This window comes from Streptomyces sp. NPDC093544, assembly GCF_040683495.1.
In the GTDB taxonomy this organism is placed as follows: domain Bacteria; phylum Actinomycetota; class Actinomycetes; order Streptomycetales; family Streptomycetaceae; genus Streptomyces.
Window position 1 is genome coordinate 1 of record NZ_JBFBEA010000007.1, and the last position, 15,009, is coordinate 15,009.

Below are 15,009 nucleotides of genomic sequence, written 5' to 3' on the forward strand. Positions count from 1 at the left end.
AGCCCCTCCGGCGTTTGAGGAGCGGGGGTCCAGGGGGCAGAGCCCCCTGGGGACGGGAATGGGCAGGGGCGGAGGGGGCGAAAAACCCCTCACCCACCCAACCGCGCCCCACAATGCGGCCAAGGACTGGCTCCGCGCCGCACGTACAGCTTCTTCGCCCGGAACGTCTGCTCCGCCGCGGGCGCGTCCTGGGGCCGCCCCGCGCCCCCGAGCCCCTGCCACGTCCGGGTGTCGAACTGGTAGAGCCCTCCGTACGTACCGGAGGGATCCACCGCCCCGGGCCGCCCACCCGACTCACACGCCGCGAGCCCGGACCAGTTCAGATGATCGGCCCCGCCGACGGACGTGGGCATCGGCTTCGTACCGACCTTCACCACCTGCGCCCGCGGCTCCCGCACCACCTCGGAACGGACCAGCCGCGGCTTCTGCTTGACGCCGTTGACGGTCCGCAGGAGGTAAGTGACCCGCCGCGCGCCGGGCTGCCCGGCCCGCTCGACCACCTCGGTGCCCCGGAACAGCGAGGAATCGTGCGTCCGCTCCACGGCGAACGGAATCGACTCCTCGCGGACCTCCTTGGTCCCGGTGACCCGCATGACGGTGACGGTCTGCCCGTCGCGGGGGAAGCTCCCGGGCGCGACGGAGGTGGTGTCCTGCCCGCGGAGCGTGATCCCGGCCTCGCCGAGGGCCTCGTGCACGCTCGCCGCGTTCGTACGGATCGTCCGCGCCCGCCCGTCCGCCATGATCGTGACCGTGCGCTCGGTGCGGACGTCGAGGGTCAGCCCGGCGCGGCCGATCGGCTGGGAGCGCGAGGTCGATACGTACGCTCCCTCGGCGCGCACTCCGAGCTGCCGGAGCGCCCCGTCCACGGTGTGCGCCGTCGTCCACACCTCGCGCCGTTGCCCGTCGAGGGTGAGGCGCACGGGACGCCCGTAGTGCACCGCGACCTCGTCGCCGGTCGCGAGCGCCGTGCCCGGAGCGGGCGCCACCACGTCGTGCGCCCCCACGTCGACGCCCTCGTCGGCGAGCAGTTCGGTCACGTCGTCCGCGAAGGTGTGCAGCGTGCGCGGCTTCCCGTCGACGGTGAGCTCGATCGCCTTGTCGTTGGCGACGAAGGCGGAGGTGCCGCCGGCCAGGAACGCGACGACCAGCGCCTGCGGGAGCAGCCGCCGCAGAGAGTCGGGGCGCTCGCCGGTGCCCCTGCGCCGGGCCGCGCGCCGGGCCTCGGCACGGCCCCCGGACCGCGGGGCGGCGGGGCCAGGGGCGGCCTGCCGGGGCAGCCGGGGCTCAGTGGGAAGGTCGGACTCCGGCGCGTACGCCTCGTAGGCGGGCGCGTACGTGTCCTCGTAGCCGTAGCCGCCACCATGGTCGTACGGCGGCTCGTACGGCGTTCCTGTGGTTCCAGTCGTTCCTGTGGTTCCAGTCGTTCCTGTGGTTCCAGTCGTTCCTGTGGTTCCAGTCGTTCCGTACGTCTCGTACTGCGAGTTGCTCACGACGACACGCTCCAGGAGGGTCCGGATCGGGCGACCAGAACCTAGCGGAGTGGTCGTCACTCTCCAAAGCAACGCGGCTACGCTGTGTCGCGACACTGCCCTGAGGTACGAGAGGGAAGAACCCCAGGAAGCGTTATCCGTCAGTAATCAAACGCGCGCGCGGTGTTCGCGGAGACCGAGGTCGCCAGCGCGTCCTCGTCGATCCCCCGCACCGCGGCCATGGCGCGCACCGTGACCGGAACGAGATACGGCGCGTTAGGCCGTCCGCGGTACGGAGCGGGGGTCAGGAAGGGTGCGTCGGTCTCCACGAGGACGAGTTCCAGCGGCGCCACGGCGAGCGCGTCACGCAGCGGCTGGGCGTTCTTGAAGGTCATGTTGCCGGCGAAGGACATGAAGTAGCCGGCGCGGGCGCACACCTCGGCCATCGCGGCGTCACCGGAGTAGCAGTGGAAGACGGTCCGCTCGGGGGCGCCCTCCTCCGCGAGGATGCGCAGCACGTCGGCGTGGGCGTCGCGGTCGTGGATGACCAGGGCCTTGCCGTGCCGCTTGGCGATCTCGATGTGGGCCCGGAAGGACCGTTCCTGGGCGTCCTTGCCCTCGGGGCCGGTGCGGAAGTGGTCGAGCCCGGTCTCGCCGACGCCCTTGACCTGTGGCAGGGCGGCCAGCCGGTCGATCTCGACGAGCGCCTCGTCCAGCGCCGCGTCACCGCCCGGCGCCCGCTCGCCCTGCCGGGACCAGCCGTCGGGGTCGCCGTGCACGATGCGGGGCGCTTCGTTGGGGTGCAGCGCGACCGTCGCGTGGACGGCGCCGTACGCGGCGGCCGTCTCGGCCGCCCAGCGCGAGCCCTTCACGTCGCAGCCGACCTGTACGACCGTGGTCACCCCGACCGACGCGGCCTTGGCGAGGATCTCGTCCACCGTGCCCGATTGCATGTCGAGGTGGGTGTGCGAGTCGGCGACGGGCACGCGCAACGGCTCGGGGCGGGGCGGGGCTTCGGTCTTGTCGGTGGGCATACCCCGATCCTACGAAAGGGGCATGCCCACACTCACCCTGAGTCCGCGCTCGTGCCGGGTCAGCCGGCCTTGCGGTGTGCGAACGGGTGCAGCAGATCCGAGAGGTGCCAGTGGTGCGGTTCCTTGGAGGTCGCCTGGGACTCCCCGAGGGCCTCGTCGGGCGTCGCGTCGGCCTTCCGCCGCGGCTGGGTCCGCTGTTGCAGACGGTGGAGGGACTCCTGGACGGAGGACACCTGGCCGGCGCGCATGATGCGCACCACGTGGTTGTCGCAGTTCAGGCAGGTGGGGCGGCTCAGCGGCGACGGCACGACACTGCCGTTCGCGACGTACATCACGAACTCGGTGCCCTCGGCGTCGCGGTGGTGCTCGATCTCGTACGACTGCTCCCACCCGTGCCCACAGCGCATGCAGGCGAAGGAATACGACTCGTTGACTACGGCGGTGGCCGCGGCGCTGCGGGTACCGGTCTGTCCTGCGATCTCACTCATGCCAGCTCCTCTGTCCGCTGGACAAGCGCCTCCGGCTGGCGGAGGCGAAGGGACGATGCGTCCCTTCATCCAGTGGACGCTTCTCCCGGCGCGAGTGCACGAGACCTGTCGAGTGTTGGAGCCGTCTTGGCCTTTCCTTGCCACAACGCCCCTGGTGGCGGGCCTGCGCTTTGCCTTCCACGACAGCCCTTTGCCCGTCTATGGGGTGGTACCAGCGCCCCGCTCATGGCGGCCTGTGGGGCGGGCTCTTCCGGGCGCGCGCGGGGGCGTTTCCCCTGGTGCCTGTGGTGCCTACGAGACCTACGAGGCAGCGCTCCGGGCCGCGTTCTTCGCCGCGACCACCGCGTCGAAGACCTCCCTCTTCGGAAGCCCGGCCTCCTCCGCCACCACCGCGATCGCCTCCTTGCGCCGCTCCCCCGCCTCCTCGCGCACCTGCACCCTGCGCACCAGTTCGGCGGCGTCCAGCTGCTCGGCCTTCTCGGGGGCGCCCTCGACGACGACGGTGATCTCACCGCGTACGCCTTCGACGGCCCAGGCGGCCAGCTCGTCCAGCGGGCCGCGCTTGACCTCCTCGTACGTCTTCGTCAGCTCGCGGCAGACGGCGGCCCGGCGCTCGGCGCCGAAGACCTCGGCCATCGCGGCGAGAGTGTCGTCGAGGCGGTGCGGTGCCTCGAAATAGACCAACGTCCGGCGTTCCGCGGCGACTTCGCGCAGCCGGGACAGCCGTTCGCCCGCCTTCCTGGGCAGGAAGCCCTCGAAGCAGAAGCGGTCGACGGGCAGTCCCGACAGCGCGAGCGCGGTGAGCACGGCGGACGGGCCAGGTACGGCGGTGACCTTGATGTCCTTCTCGACGGCGGCCGCGACCAGCCGGTACCCGGGGTCCGACACGGACGGCATCCCGGCGTCGGTCACGAGCACCACCCGCGCCCCGCCGACCAGCGCCTCGACCAGTTCGGGCGTCCGGGCCGCCTCGTTGCCCTCGAAGTACGACACCACGCGCCCGCCGACCTGCACGCCCAGCGCCTGGGTGAGCCGGCGCAGCCGCCGGGTGTCCTCGGCCGCGACGACATCGGCCCCGGCCAGTTCCTGGGCGAGCCGGGGCGGCGCGTCCGAGATGTCACCAATGGGGGTGCCTGCCAACACGAGGATTCCTGTCACGGGCCCATCCTCGCAGGGCACCGGCGGGAGAACCTCATCCGGCCGGAAGGGCCCGGGCGCGGGACTCCCACAGAAGGGTTCCCTACGATGGCGCGGTGACCAGTACCGCGTCCTCCACGGACACCCGGCAGGGCCAGGCCGCAGAAGAAGACCAGCGGCCGTCGTGGCAGCAGCGGCTGCGCCGCTTCGGATACACGGCAGGGCCGACCATCGACGTACGCGACAGGCTGGTGCCGCCGTACGCCGAGCCCTCCCCCCGTATCTGGACGACGATCGGGGTGCGCCACGAGCTCGCCGAGCGCCTCACGCGCTGGTCGGCGTGGGTGGGACCGCTCCTGGTGACGCTGGTCGCCGGGCTCATGCGGTTCTGGAACCTGGGCAATCCCAAGGCGGTGATATTCGACGAGACGTACTACGCCAAGGACGCCTGGGCACTGTTCAACCGCGGTTTCGAGGTCAACTGGGCCAAGGACGCCAACGACCTGATCCTCCAGGGCGACGGCAACGTCCGGATCCCGACCGACGCCGCCTATGTCGTGCACCCGCCGGTCGGCAAGTACGTCATCGGGCTCGGCGAGTGGATGTTCGGGTTCAACCCCTTCGGCTGGCGCTTCATGACGGCGGTGCTCGGCACACTGTCGGTGCTGCTGCTGTGCCGGATCGGGCGCCGCCTCTTCCGCTCGACCTTCCTCGGCTGCCTGGCCGGCACGCTGATGGCGGTCGATGGCCTGCACTTCGTGATGAGCCGCACCGCGCTGCTCGACGGCGTGCTCATGTTCTTCATCCTCGCCGCCTTCGGCTGCCTGGTCGTCGACCGCGACAGGTCCCGCGCCAGACTGGCGGCCGCGCTCCCGCCGGACGACGACGGTTTCGCACGCCCCGACGCGCACCTCGCCGAGACCACCCGCCTCGGCTGGCGCCCCTGGCGCTGGATGGCCGGCCTCATGCTGGGCCTGGCCCTCGGCACCAAGTGGAACGCCCTCTACTTCCTCGTCGCGTTCGGCGTGCTGGCCCTCCTCTGGGACGTCGGCTCGCGCCGCGTCGCCGGCGCCCGGCACCCGTACCAGGCGGTCCTCAAGCGCGACACGGGCATCACGTTCCTGGCCACGGTCCCGGTCGTGATCGCGACCTACCTCATCTCCTGGACCGGCTGGATCCTCTCCCCCGACAACGGCAAGGGCGGCTACTTTCGCAACTGGGCCGTGACCGACGGCAAGGGCGGCAGCTTCACCTGGCTCCCCGACTGGCTGCGCAGCCTGTGGCACTACGAGAACCAGGTGTACGACTTCCACGTCGGCCTCTCGTCCCCGCACCCCTACCAGTCGAACCCGTGGAGCTGGATCGTCCTGGGCCGCCCGGTCTCCTACTTCTACGAGTCCCCGGCCCCCGGCAAGGACGGCTGCCCCACGGACGCGGGCGAGAAGTGCGCCCGCGAGGTACTCGCCCTCGGCACCCCGCTCCTGTGGTGGGCGGCCTGCTTCGCGATCCTCTACGTCCTGTGGCGCTGGGCCTTCCGCCGGGACTGGCGCGCGGGCGCGATCGCCTGTGGCATCGCGGCCGGTTACCTCCCCTGGTTCCTGTACCAGGAGCGCACGATCTTCTTCTTCTACGCCGTCGTCTTCGTACCCTTCCTCTGCCTGGCCGTCGCCATGATGATCGGCGCCATCATCGGCCCACCGGGCTCCACCGAACGCCGCCGCGTCATCGGCGCCACAGCCGCAGGCGTCCTGGTCCTGCTGATCGCCTGGAACTTCATCTATTTCTGGCCGATCTATACGGGCCAGGCGATCCCCATCGACAGCTGGCGGTCGCGGATGTGGCTGGACACCTGGGTCTAGCTGGGCGGACGCACGACGATGGCGCGGCAGTGCGCCGCGCCATCCGTCGATCAGGCGGCGGACTGCAGGGTCTGGGACGGCGCCTCCCCGAAGCGGGCCCGGTAGCGCTGCGCGAAGCGGCCCAGGTGCGCGAAACCCCACTGGTAGGCCACGTCCGTGACGGTGACCGTCCCAGGGACCGCGAGGAGCAGTTGCTCCCGTACCCGCTGGAGCCTGACCTCGTGGACGTAGTTCATCGGGGACATGCCCAGGTTCTTGCGGAACGCATCCTGGAGGGTGCGCAGGCTGACCTGGGCGATGGCGGCGAGCTTGGCCGCGTCGTAGGGGTCGGCGGGGTGCTCACGTACCGCGTCCATCACCCGCTTGACCGCCGCGGGCCGCATGGACGGGGGTGGTGCCTCCAGGGCCTCGCGGTACTGGTGGTCGCTCGCCAGCAACAGGCCCTCCAGCAGGGCCTGTTCGATCCGTCCGGCGAACATCGGCTGCCGCAGCAGGCCTTGGGGCACCTCCCTTTCCAGCAGGCACCACGACACCAGGTTCACCCAGCTGCGCCCCGGACCGCTGCTCACGTCGAAGGCCGGCGCGAGAACCGGGCGACGGTGCACCGGACGCCCCAGCAGCGTCTCCAACTGCCGCACCAGCAGCGCCTTGTCGACCCTCACGTTGAATATCTCGCAGTCGGGCGACCAGTCGTCGACGAGGTTGTCACCCGCCGGGTCACGGACCACCGCGCGGCCGTGACCGGCATACGAGACCGGCCCTCGACCCTGCCGCGTGGAGAAGGAGCCGGTGATCGGCACCGCCACGTTGTAGCAACCCACTTCGCTGGTTCGTCCCGTGATCTGTGTGCCGTAGCTCACCCTGCCGACCGTCAGCGTGCCCAGATCGACGAACGCGAGTTTCGCGACAAAGTCGCCGGCGTCTCCGCGCACGTCGAGCCACGCATCGCTGAAGGACGTGGCGAGCGCCGCACGGATCTCGTCCACGTCGCGCGTGACGACGCTGCCGAGCACCACGGTCTGGGCCTGCTGCACCTCCATCTGAGCCCCCTCGTCCACACCAGGATGGCCCCGCCGGAGCGTCCTGTGCAGGCGATGCGACGGTTGCCGCGTCCACCGATGCCCGAGCCGTCCGACGCGGCCCGGCGTCAAGGTATGTGGCTGGACACCTGGGTCCAACAAAAGGGAAACTTTCCCCCCACGTGCCACTCCCCCCGCATAGAGTGCGGAGAGACGACCCTTTCTGAACGCGTTCAGAAGTTCGGGGAGGGGTCCACGGGGAGGGGATCGCGCGATGCGCAAGGGGGCAAAGGCCGCCGTCATCGGCAGTGTGTTCGCGGTGATGGTGGGGGGCGCCGGGTACGGCGCGTACAACGTGGTGTCCGCGGTCAGCGGGGACGGGGGAAGCACCGGGTCCTCCGGGCCCGCGCCGGTGAAGACCGGGCCGCCGAGCGCCGACGAGGTCAAGGACGCGTCGGCCGAGTTCTTCGCGGCCTGGGAAAAGGGCAACGCGGTCACGGCGGCGGCGCTCACGAACAACGACGCGGACGCGGAGCCGGTACTGACCAGCTACAGCGACGCCGGGCACATCACCAAGGTGCAGATCACGCCGGGCACACCGTCCGGTGCGTCCGTGCCGTTCTCGGTCGAGGCGACGGTGTCGTTCGACGGGAAGAGCAAGCCACTCTCGTACGACTCGAAACTGACCGTCGTACGCGGGCTCACCACCGGGAAGGCACTGGTCGACTGGCAGCCGTCGGTCATCCATCCCGAGCTGGAGAAGGGCGACACGTTCGTCACGGGCGAGGCGGCGGACCCGCCGATCGAGGCCGTGGACCGGAACAACGTTGTCCTGACCGCGGAGAAGTACCCGTCGCTGGGTCCGATCCTGGACGAGCTGCGCGGCAAGTACGGCGACACCGCGGGCGGCACGGCCGGCGCCGAGCTGGCGATCCGGCACGAGGACGAGAACGCGGGTGACACGACGCTCGTGACCCTCGCCAAGGGCGAACCGGGCAAGCTGAGGACGACGCTCAGCGCGAGCGCGCAGGCGGCGGCCGAGACGGCGGTCAAGGAGTACGACCAGTCGTCCGTGGTCGCCGTGAAGCCGAGCACCGGTGAGGTGCTCGCGGTCGCCAACAACCGCAAGGACGGCTTCAACGCGGCGTTCCTCGGCAAGGTGGCGCCCGGCTCCACCATGAAGATCATCACCGCGGCGATGTTCATAGACAACGGCGTGACCTCGATGAACGGCCCGGCGCCCTGTACGGAGACCGCCGTCTGGCAGAGCCAGACCTTCAAGAACCTCACGGGCATGGCGCCCAACGAGAACGCGAGCCTCGGCAACAGCTTCATGCGGTCCTGCAACACCGCCTTCATCAATCTCATCGACGGCACCGAGGCGAACCCGCTCACCGACGAGTCGCTGACGACCGAGGCGCAGACCCGGTTCGGCCTGGGCCAGGACAACTGGAAGACCGGTATCGCGTCCTTCGACGGCAGCGTCCCCGCCTCCGGCGGCCCGGACCGCGCGGCGAACGCGATCGGCCAGGGCCATGTGCAGCTGAACCCGCTGAACCTGGCCTCGGTGACCGCGACCGCCATCACCGGCACCTTCCGGCAGCCGGTCATCGTGTCGCCCGAGCTCGACGACCGCCAACTGGCCACCGCCAAGGGGCTGCCCTCGAACACGGTCTCGCAGCTCCGCTCGATGATGAACGCCACCGCCGTCAGCGGCACCGCCGCCAAGGCCATGGCCGGGGTCGGCGGCGGCAGCATCGGCGCCAAGACCGGCTCCGCCGAGATCGACGGCAAAGCCGTCTCCGACAGCTGGTTCACCGGCTACCGGAACGACATCTCGGCCGCCGCGCTGGTCCAGGGAGGCGGCCACGGCGGCGACGCGGCCGGTCCGATCGTCGCAGCTGTGCTACGAACCGGTGGCTGAAGTCACTCCTCACAGGGCGGGACCCTAGGGTGGTGCCTCTCGTTGAGGAGCATGTGGGCACGGGGGCACCAGGGGAACCGGCGGAGGACATTTAGCTGTGGGCAACAGAAGACGCGTCGACGAGGGCAAGAGCAAGAAGGCGAAGCCGGCCGTCCTCGGCGGGGTGATCGCCGTGGTCATCGCCGGTGGGGCGTTCGGCGCCTACAGCCTGTACGGCGGTGACGCGGCGGCCGAGGACAGGGCGTCGTCGACGACCGCCGACGAGAAGGCCGTCAAGACCGGCCCGCTGTCCGCCACCGAGGTGACCACGGCGGCCACGAAGTTCCTCACCGCCTGGCAGAGCGGTGACGTCACGACGGCGTCCGCCGCCACGGACGACTCGGCGGCCGCGAAGACCCTGCTGACCGGCTACACCAAGGACGCGCACATCACCGGCGTGACGCTGACGAGCGGCACCCGGTCGGGAGCCGTCGTCCCGTTCTCCGTCAAGGGCACCGTCACGTACAAGGACACGAGTAAGCCGCTCTCGTACGAGTCGAAGCTGACGGTCGTACGACGGGCCAAGGACGGTGTTCCGCTGGTGAGTTGGAAGCCGTCCGTCGTGCATCCGGACCTCCAGGACGGCGACCGGCTGGTCACCGGCGAGTCCGGTACGCCCCCGATCAAGGCCGTCGACAAGCACGGCGGCGAGCTGACCACGGCCAAGTACCCTTCCCTGGGCACGGTGTTGGACGGGCTGCGCGAGAAGTACGGCAAGACGGCCGGCGGCAAGGCCGGCGTCGAGCTCCAGGTGATCCGCAAGGCCGCGGCGAAGGGCGAGGAGAAGACGCCCGACAAGACGCTGCTGACGCTCAGCAAGGGCACGCCGGGGACCGTGAAGACGACCCTCAGCCCCACCCTCCAGGCCGCCGCCGAGGAGGAAGTGGCCAAGAAGGCCAAGTCGTCGGTGGTCCTGATGAGCGCCTCGACGGGCGAGATCCTCGCGGTCGCGAACCAGAGCCACGGCTTCAACACCGCCTTCCAGGGCTCCCTCGCCCCCGGCTCCACGATGAAGGTCATCACGGCTTCGCTGCTCATCGACCAGGGCCTCGCCTCGGCCGACAAGCAGCACCCGTGCCCCAAGACCTTCACGTACGGCAACTGGAAGTTCCACAACGACGACGACTTCGAGATCAAGAACGGCACGTTCAAGGCGAGCTTCGCGCGCTCCTGCAACACCGCCTTCATCAGCCAGGCCCCCGAGCTGGAGAACGACAGCCTCACCAAGCAGGCCCAGCAGGCGTTCGGCCTCGGCATGGACAACTGGGCCATCGGCGTACCGTCCTTCGACGGCGCGGTGCCCGTGCAGTCGGAGGCGCAGATGGCGGCCTCGCTGATCGGCCAGGGCGGGGTCCGCATGAACCCGCTGAACATGGCGTCGGTCGCCGCCACGGTCAAGACGGGCACCTTCCACCAGCCGTACCTGGTGGCCCCGACCGTGGACAAGCGCACCCTCGCCACGGCCTCCCGCACGCTGTCCGCCGACACCCTCTCCCAGCTCCGCGAACTCATGCAGTACACCGCTTCGTCCGGCACCGCCGCCGAGGCGATGTCCGGCCTCGGCCCCGACTACGGCGCGAAGACCGGCTCCGCCGAGGTCGACGGCCAGGACAAGCCCAACGGCTGGTTCACGGCGTACAAGGGCGACTTGGCGGCCGCGGGCGTCGTCCAGCAGGGCGGCCACGGCGGCGACACGGCGGGCCCGATCGTGGCGGCACTGCTGAAGGCGGGAAGCTAGCCCCCTCTCCTTCCCCCTCCGCCTCCCCAGCCGCGGGCAATCGTGCCGCTGGGGCGGCGCCCGTCCCAAAGGAGCGGCACCCCGTAAGTGCCGGGCAGCGCACCCACCCCGACATCAGCACCACCCCCGGCCCACCCACCGGAACTCGGTCGCATGCCCCGTACACCCACCGCTACCGTGCCCCTCATGACCGCACCAGAAGAGAACGCCGCCAACCCCCGTTTCGCCGAGGCCCTGCGTGAGCTGGGCCTCGGCGACCTGATCCCCCGGGTCCGGCGCTTCCCGGACGCGACCCGCACCGCCGCAGAGGCCGCCGCAGCGATCGGCTGCGAACTGAGCCAGATCTGCAAGTCGCTGATCTTCGCGGCGGACGGAGTGCCCGTCCTCGTCCTCATGGATGGTGCCTCCCGCGTCGATGTCGAGCTCGTACAGCGGGAGTTGGGCGCCGAGAAGGTGACCCGGGCGAAGGCGGACCTCGTGCGGGAGACGACGGGGTACGCCATCGGCGGCGTACCGCCCTTCGGACACCGCACCAAGACCCGTGTTCTTGCGGACCGTTCACTGCTCGACCACGAAACGGTGTGGGCCGCAGCGGGCCCCCCGTGCGCCGTCTTCCCGATGGACCCCAAGACCCTGATCGCCCACGCGGGCGGCACGCTGGTGGACGTGCGCGAGCAGACCCAGTGACCCCGCTGGTGACCGCGGCCGTCCTGCTCGCCGCGGTCACCCACGCCTGCTGGAACGCGATCGCGCACCGCATCACCGACAAGCTGGTCGGCTTCACGCTCATCGCGGGCGGCGGCATGCTGATCGGACTGGCCATGATGCCGTTCACGCCGGTGCCCGCGTCCGGGGCGTGGCCGTATCTGATCGCGTCGGCCGTGATCCACATCGCGTACTACGTCCTGCTGATGCGCTCGTTCCGGCTCGGCGACTTCGGACAGGCCTATCCCATAGCCCGGGGTACCGCTCCCCTCATCGTCACCGGACTGGCGGCGGTCTTCGCGCACGAGGTGCCCAACGGGTGGGCGGCGGCTGGGATCGCGTTGTCCTGCGCGGGGCTGACCGGCGTCGCGCTGTGGGGGCTGCGGGGGCGTCGCCCCAACTGGGCGGCGATCGGCGCGGCGTTGGCGACGGGGGTGTCGATCGCCGCGTACACCGTCGTGGACGGCCTGGGCGTGCGCGCCTCCGGCTCCTCCCTCGGGTACATCGCCTACCTGATGGCCATCGAGGGCTTCGTGATCCCGGTGTACGCGGCATACCGCTGGCGCGGCGAACTCGTCACCGTCCTACGCCCGTTCGCCGCCCTCGGCCTGCTCGGCGCGGCGCTCTCCGTCACGGCGTACGGGCTGGTCCTCTGGGCCCAGACCCGAGCGGAACTGGCACCGATAGCGGCCCTGCGCGAGTCCTCGATCATCGTCGGCGCGGCCATCGGGGCGATCTTCTTCAAAGAACAGTTCGGCGCGCCCCGGATCGCGGCGGCGGGGCTCCTGGTGGTGGGGATCGGGCTGATGCTGCACACGGGGTGAGTCGCGTGCAGGGGGACATGCAGGGGGATCCGGGTCAGCTCCGCCAGTCGCCGACGCCGTCCCATGCCCGCGCGATCGTGGGTTCCAGATCCGGGCGGCCATGGGTCTCGCCCACCTCGAAGAGCAGGTCCCGCATGCGGTCCGTGCCGCTGCGGTCGTGCAGGCGCTGCCCGATGGCGCGTATCTCGGGCAGATTGCCGGGCACCCCTTCGCGGGACGTGACGAGCTTGATCATCCGCTTGGCCAGCTGTTCCACGTACCGGGTCGATCCGTTGTCCGGCGGAACTTCCCTCGGTGTCTGGCGACCACCGCCGAGCCAACTGCGCAGCTTCTGAATCAAGGTCCCTCTCCCGCCCCGTTCTTCGTGGGAAGAGCATAGACAGCGGGGAGAGCATGGACAGCGGTTCTAGACTCGGGCCATGGACAGGACCGACCGCGCCAGCCGGGTGATTGCCGCGTCACCGGCGACCGTCTATGGGGCCCTCCTCGACCGGGAGTCCCTGGAGGCCTGGTTGCCGCCGGACGGCATGCGCGGGCGGGTCGAGCGGTGGGATCCCCGGCCCGGTGGCGGGTTCCGGATGGTCCTCACCTACCTCGACGCCACCGACAGTCCCGGCAAGACTTCGGACGCGACGGATGTCGTCGATGTCGGGTTCGCCGACCTGGTGCCACCGGAGCGCGTGGTGCAGCGGGCGGTGTTCGAGGCCGACGACCCGTCGTACGCGGGCACCATGACGATGACCTGGCAGCTGGCTGCCGCCGGTGACGGGACCGAGGTGACCGTCACCGCCACGGATGTGCCGCCCGGCATCGACCAAGAGGCACACGAGACCGGGATCGCCTCCTCGCTGGCCAACCTGGCGTCGTACGTCGAAGGGACCGGCTGACTCAGGTCGGCTGCGGCCCGGGCCAACGCTGGTGAGCGGACCGGCCAGGCTCAACAGCCCCGGGGTTCAGCGCCCCACAACCCCCCGCACCGCCCCCACCAACGCCTGCGCCCGCGCATCCGCCGTCACGCTCTTGCGGAAGCCGTTCGTCACATACCCGAAGGCGATCCCCGACTCGGGGTCCGCGAAGCCGAGTGCGCCGCCTCGGCCAGGGTGCCCGAAGGAGCCCGCGGACAGCAGTGGGGACGCGGTGCCGTGCAGCATGTACCCGTGCCCGAAACGGGTGTTGACGACCAGGACGCGGTCAGGTCCGGCGGACTGTTCGGCGCGGGCCGCCGAGACGGTGGCCGGGGAGAACAGCCGCACGCCGTCCACCTCCCCGATCAGCGAGGCGTAGAAGCGCGCGAGGCCCTCCGCCGTGGCGATCCCGTTGGAGGCGGGCAGGACGGCCGCCCGGTACGCGGCATCGTTCTCGTCCGCCGGCGGGGTGATCGCGGCAAACGCGCGGCGCGTCAGCGACGCGGAATCCGCGTACGCCTCGGAGATTGACCGCTTGGGCCGGGTGTGCAGACCGCCCGCCGCCGGCGGTCCCTCGACCTGCCCGACCCGGCCGACCCGCGCCGCCACCGCGTCCGGCAGCCCGACCCACAGGTCCAGTCCCAGCGGTCCGGCGATCTCGTCGGCGATCCAGTCACCGATCGAGCGCCCGGTCACCCGCCGTACCACTTCGCCGGTCAGCCAGCTGTACGTGTGTGCGTGGTATCCGTGGTCGGTGCCCGGCTCCCACAGGGGTGTCTGCGCGGCCACCGCCGCGGCCCCGAGATCGGGATCCGCCGCCTCGGCCGGTGTCAGCGGGTGGTCGAGGACGGGCACGCCGGCCCGGTGCGCGAGGACATGGCGTACGAGTGTCCGCTCCTTGCCCCGTGCCTTGAACTCCGGCCAGTACGCGCCGACCGGAGCGTCGAGGTCCAGCCGCCCGCGCTCGGCCAGCATGAGGAGTACGGCGGCGGCCACGCCCTTGGTCGCGGAGCGCACGATCTGCGCGGTGCCCCGCTCCCAGGGCTCGGCGCCGTCGACGTCCCGCGTGCCGCCCCACAGGTCGACGACCTTGTGCCCGTCGCGGTACACGGCGACGGCGGCGCCCCGGTCCCCGAGCGCGTCGAAGTTCGCAGCGAACGCCTCCCTGACCGGCTCGAAGCCCTCGGCCACTGTGCCGTTCACGTCCACGTCCGCACTCCCTGTCGCCACCCGACTGCCAACACTGCGTGCAACACACATGCAGAGCCCGCGATTCCTAGCCGAGCAGGATCGTGACCTCGATGTTGCCGCGGGTGGCGTTGGAGTACGGGCAGACGTCGTGGGCCTCGTCCACCAGTTTGGCGGCGACGTCCTGGTCGACGACGGGGAGCGAGACACTCAGGGCGACCGCGAGGCCGTATCCGCGCTGTTTGTTGGGGCCGATGCCGACTTTCGCGGCGACCGTGGAGCCGGAGAGGTCGAAGCCGGAGCGGCGGCCCACCATGACCAGCGCGTTGTGGAAGCAGGAGCTGTAGCCGGCCGCGAACAGTTGCTCCGGGTTCGTGCCGTTGCCGTCCCCGCCGAGCGCCGGCGGCATCGCGACCTTCAGTTCGAGCTGGCCGTCCTGGCTGGTGACGTAGCCGTCCCGGCCGCCGTGCGCGGTGGCCTCGGCGACGTACATGATCTTTGTCGGGCGGGTGTCGACAGTGGTGCCGTCGATCATGGCGAGACCTCCCCCGGGGCGGGCGGCGCAGGAGCGGGCGATTGCATCGTGCACACGTTATCGAGCGGCACGAGCATCTTGTTACCGGGGGGTAGTAAGGAGGGGCGGCCACAGCTCAGCGGGTTTCGCGACCTTGCCCTCGGTC

The 15,009-nt window shown here is 70.7% G+C and carries 14 protein-coding genes; 6 read left to right on the forward strand and 8 right to left on the reverse strand.

Translation table 11 applies throughout. The annotated features are described in order from the left end of the window. Positions 1-89: 89 nt before the first annotated feature. The 4 genes from AB0N66_RS11690 to rsmI form a co-directional block, all read right to left on the reverse strand. Entirely contained in the window at positions 90-1,490 is a 1,401-nt protein-coding gene (locus AB0N66_RS11690) for a ubiquitin-like domain-containing protein (protein ID WP_365431788.1), read from the reverse strand. Between the two features lie 140 nt (positions 1,491-1,630). Further along, positions 1,631-2,503, reverse strand: coding sequence for a TatD family hydrolase (locus AB0N66_RS11695; RefSeq protein ID WP_365431791.1), 873 nt, complete (start codon positions 2,501-2,503; stop codon positions 1,631-1,633). Between the two features lie 59 nt (positions 2,504-2,562). Next, positions 2,563-2,991, reverse strand: a complete 429-nt coding sequence (locus AB0N66_RS11700) for a hypothetical protein (protein ID WP_365431794.1) — start codon at positions 2,989-2,991, stop codon at positions 2,563-2,565. Between the two features lie 300 nt (positions 2,992-3,291). Continuing rightward, entirely contained in the window at positions 3,292-4,149 is an 858-nt protein-coding gene (rsmI, locus tag AB0N66_RS11705) for a 16S rRNA (cytidine(1402)-2'-O)-methyltransferase (RefSeq protein ID WP_365431797.1), read from the reverse strand. Between the two features lie 95 nt (positions 4,150-4,244). Here rsmI and AB0N66_RS11710 point away from each other — a divergent pair, with 95 nt between their 5' ends. After that, on the forward strand, positions 4,245-5,987 hold the full coding sequence (locus AB0N66_RS11710; RefSeq protein ID WP_365431800.1) for a phospholipid carrier-dependent glycosyltransferase: 1,743 nt from the start codon (positions 4,245-4,247) through the stop codon (positions 5,985-5,987). Between the two features lie 50 nt (positions 5,988-6,037). Here the strand turns inward: AB0N66_RS11710 and AB0N66_RS11715 are convergent, their stop codons facing one another. Next, entirely contained in the window at positions 6,038-7,027 is a 990-nt protein-coding gene (locus tag AB0N66_RS11715) for an AraC family transcriptional regulator (protein WP_365431803.1), read from the reverse strand. Positions 7,028-7,280: 253 nt separating this feature from the next. Between AB0N66_RS11715 and AB0N66_RS11720 the strand changes: the two genes are divergently transcribed. From AB0N66_RS11720 to AB0N66_RS11735, 4 genes are all read left to right on the forward strand, one after another. Beyond that, positions 7,281-8,930 (forward strand): penicillin-binding transpeptidase domain-containing protein, encoded by a 1,650-nt coding sequence (locus AB0N66_RS11720; protein ID WP_365431806.1) that lies wholly within the window; start codon positions 7,281-7,283, stop codon positions 8,928-8,930. A gap of 97 nt (positions 8,931-9,027) precedes the next feature. Continuing rightward, a complete protein-coding gene (locus AB0N66_RS11725) occupies positions 9,028-10,707 on the forward strand; it encodes a penicillin-binding transpeptidase domain-containing protein (protein ID WP_365431809.1) in 1,680 nt (559 codons plus the stop codon). A gap of 186 nt (positions 10,708-10,893) precedes the next feature. Further along, on the forward strand, positions 10,894-11,394 hold the full coding sequence (locus AB0N66_RS11730) for a YbaK/EbsC family protein (protein ID WP_365431812.1): 501 nt from the start codon (positions 10,894-10,896) through the stop codon (positions 11,392-11,394). Beyond that, positions 11,391-12,236 carry a DMT family transporter gene (locus AB0N66_RS11735; protein WP_365431815.1) on the forward strand — a complete coding sequence of 282 codons (846 nt, stop codon included), beginning with the start codon at positions 11,391-11,393 and terminating at the stop codon, positions 12,234-12,236. The genes AB0N66_RS11730 and AB0N66_RS11735 overlap by 4 nt, the downstream gene beginning before the upstream one ends. 34 nt (positions 12,237-12,270) lie before the next feature. Here the strand turns inward: AB0N66_RS11735 and AB0N66_RS11740 are convergent, their stop codons facing one another. Continuing rightward, positions 12,271-12,576, reverse strand: coding sequence for a hypothetical protein (locus AB0N66_RS11740; RefSeq protein ID WP_365431818.1), 306 nt, complete (start codon positions 12,574-12,576; stop codon positions 12,271-12,273). 79 nt (positions 12,577-12,655) lie between these two features. Here AB0N66_RS11740 and AB0N66_RS11745 point away from each other — a divergent pair, with 79 nt between their 5' ends. Then, on the forward strand, positions 12,656-13,123 hold the full coding sequence (locus tag AB0N66_RS11745; protein WP_365431821.1) for an SRPBCC family protein: 468 nt from the start codon (positions 12,656-12,658) through the stop codon (positions 13,121-13,123). A gap of 66 nt (positions 13,124-13,189) precedes the next feature. On the opposite strand, the gene AB0N66_RS11750 is transcribed toward AB0N66_RS11745, so the two are convergent. Both AB0N66_RS11750 and AB0N66_RS11755 read right to left on the reverse strand, forming a co-directional pair. Continuing rightward, positions 13,190-14,350: a serine hydrolase domain-containing protein gene (locus AB0N66_RS11750; RefSeq protein ID WP_365431824.1), complete on the reverse strand. Its 1,161-nt coding sequence runs from the start codon at positions 14,348-14,350 to the stop codon at positions 13,190-13,192. 67 nt (positions 14,351-14,417) lie between these two features. Continuing rightward, positions 14,418-14,864 carry an organic hydroperoxide resistance protein gene (locus AB0N66_RS11755; protein ID WP_365431827.1) on the reverse strand — a complete coding sequence of 149 codons (447 nt, stop codon included), beginning with the start codon at positions 14,862-14,864 and terminating at the stop codon, positions 14,418-14,420. Between the last annotated feature and the right edge of the window lie 145 nt (positions 14,865-15,009).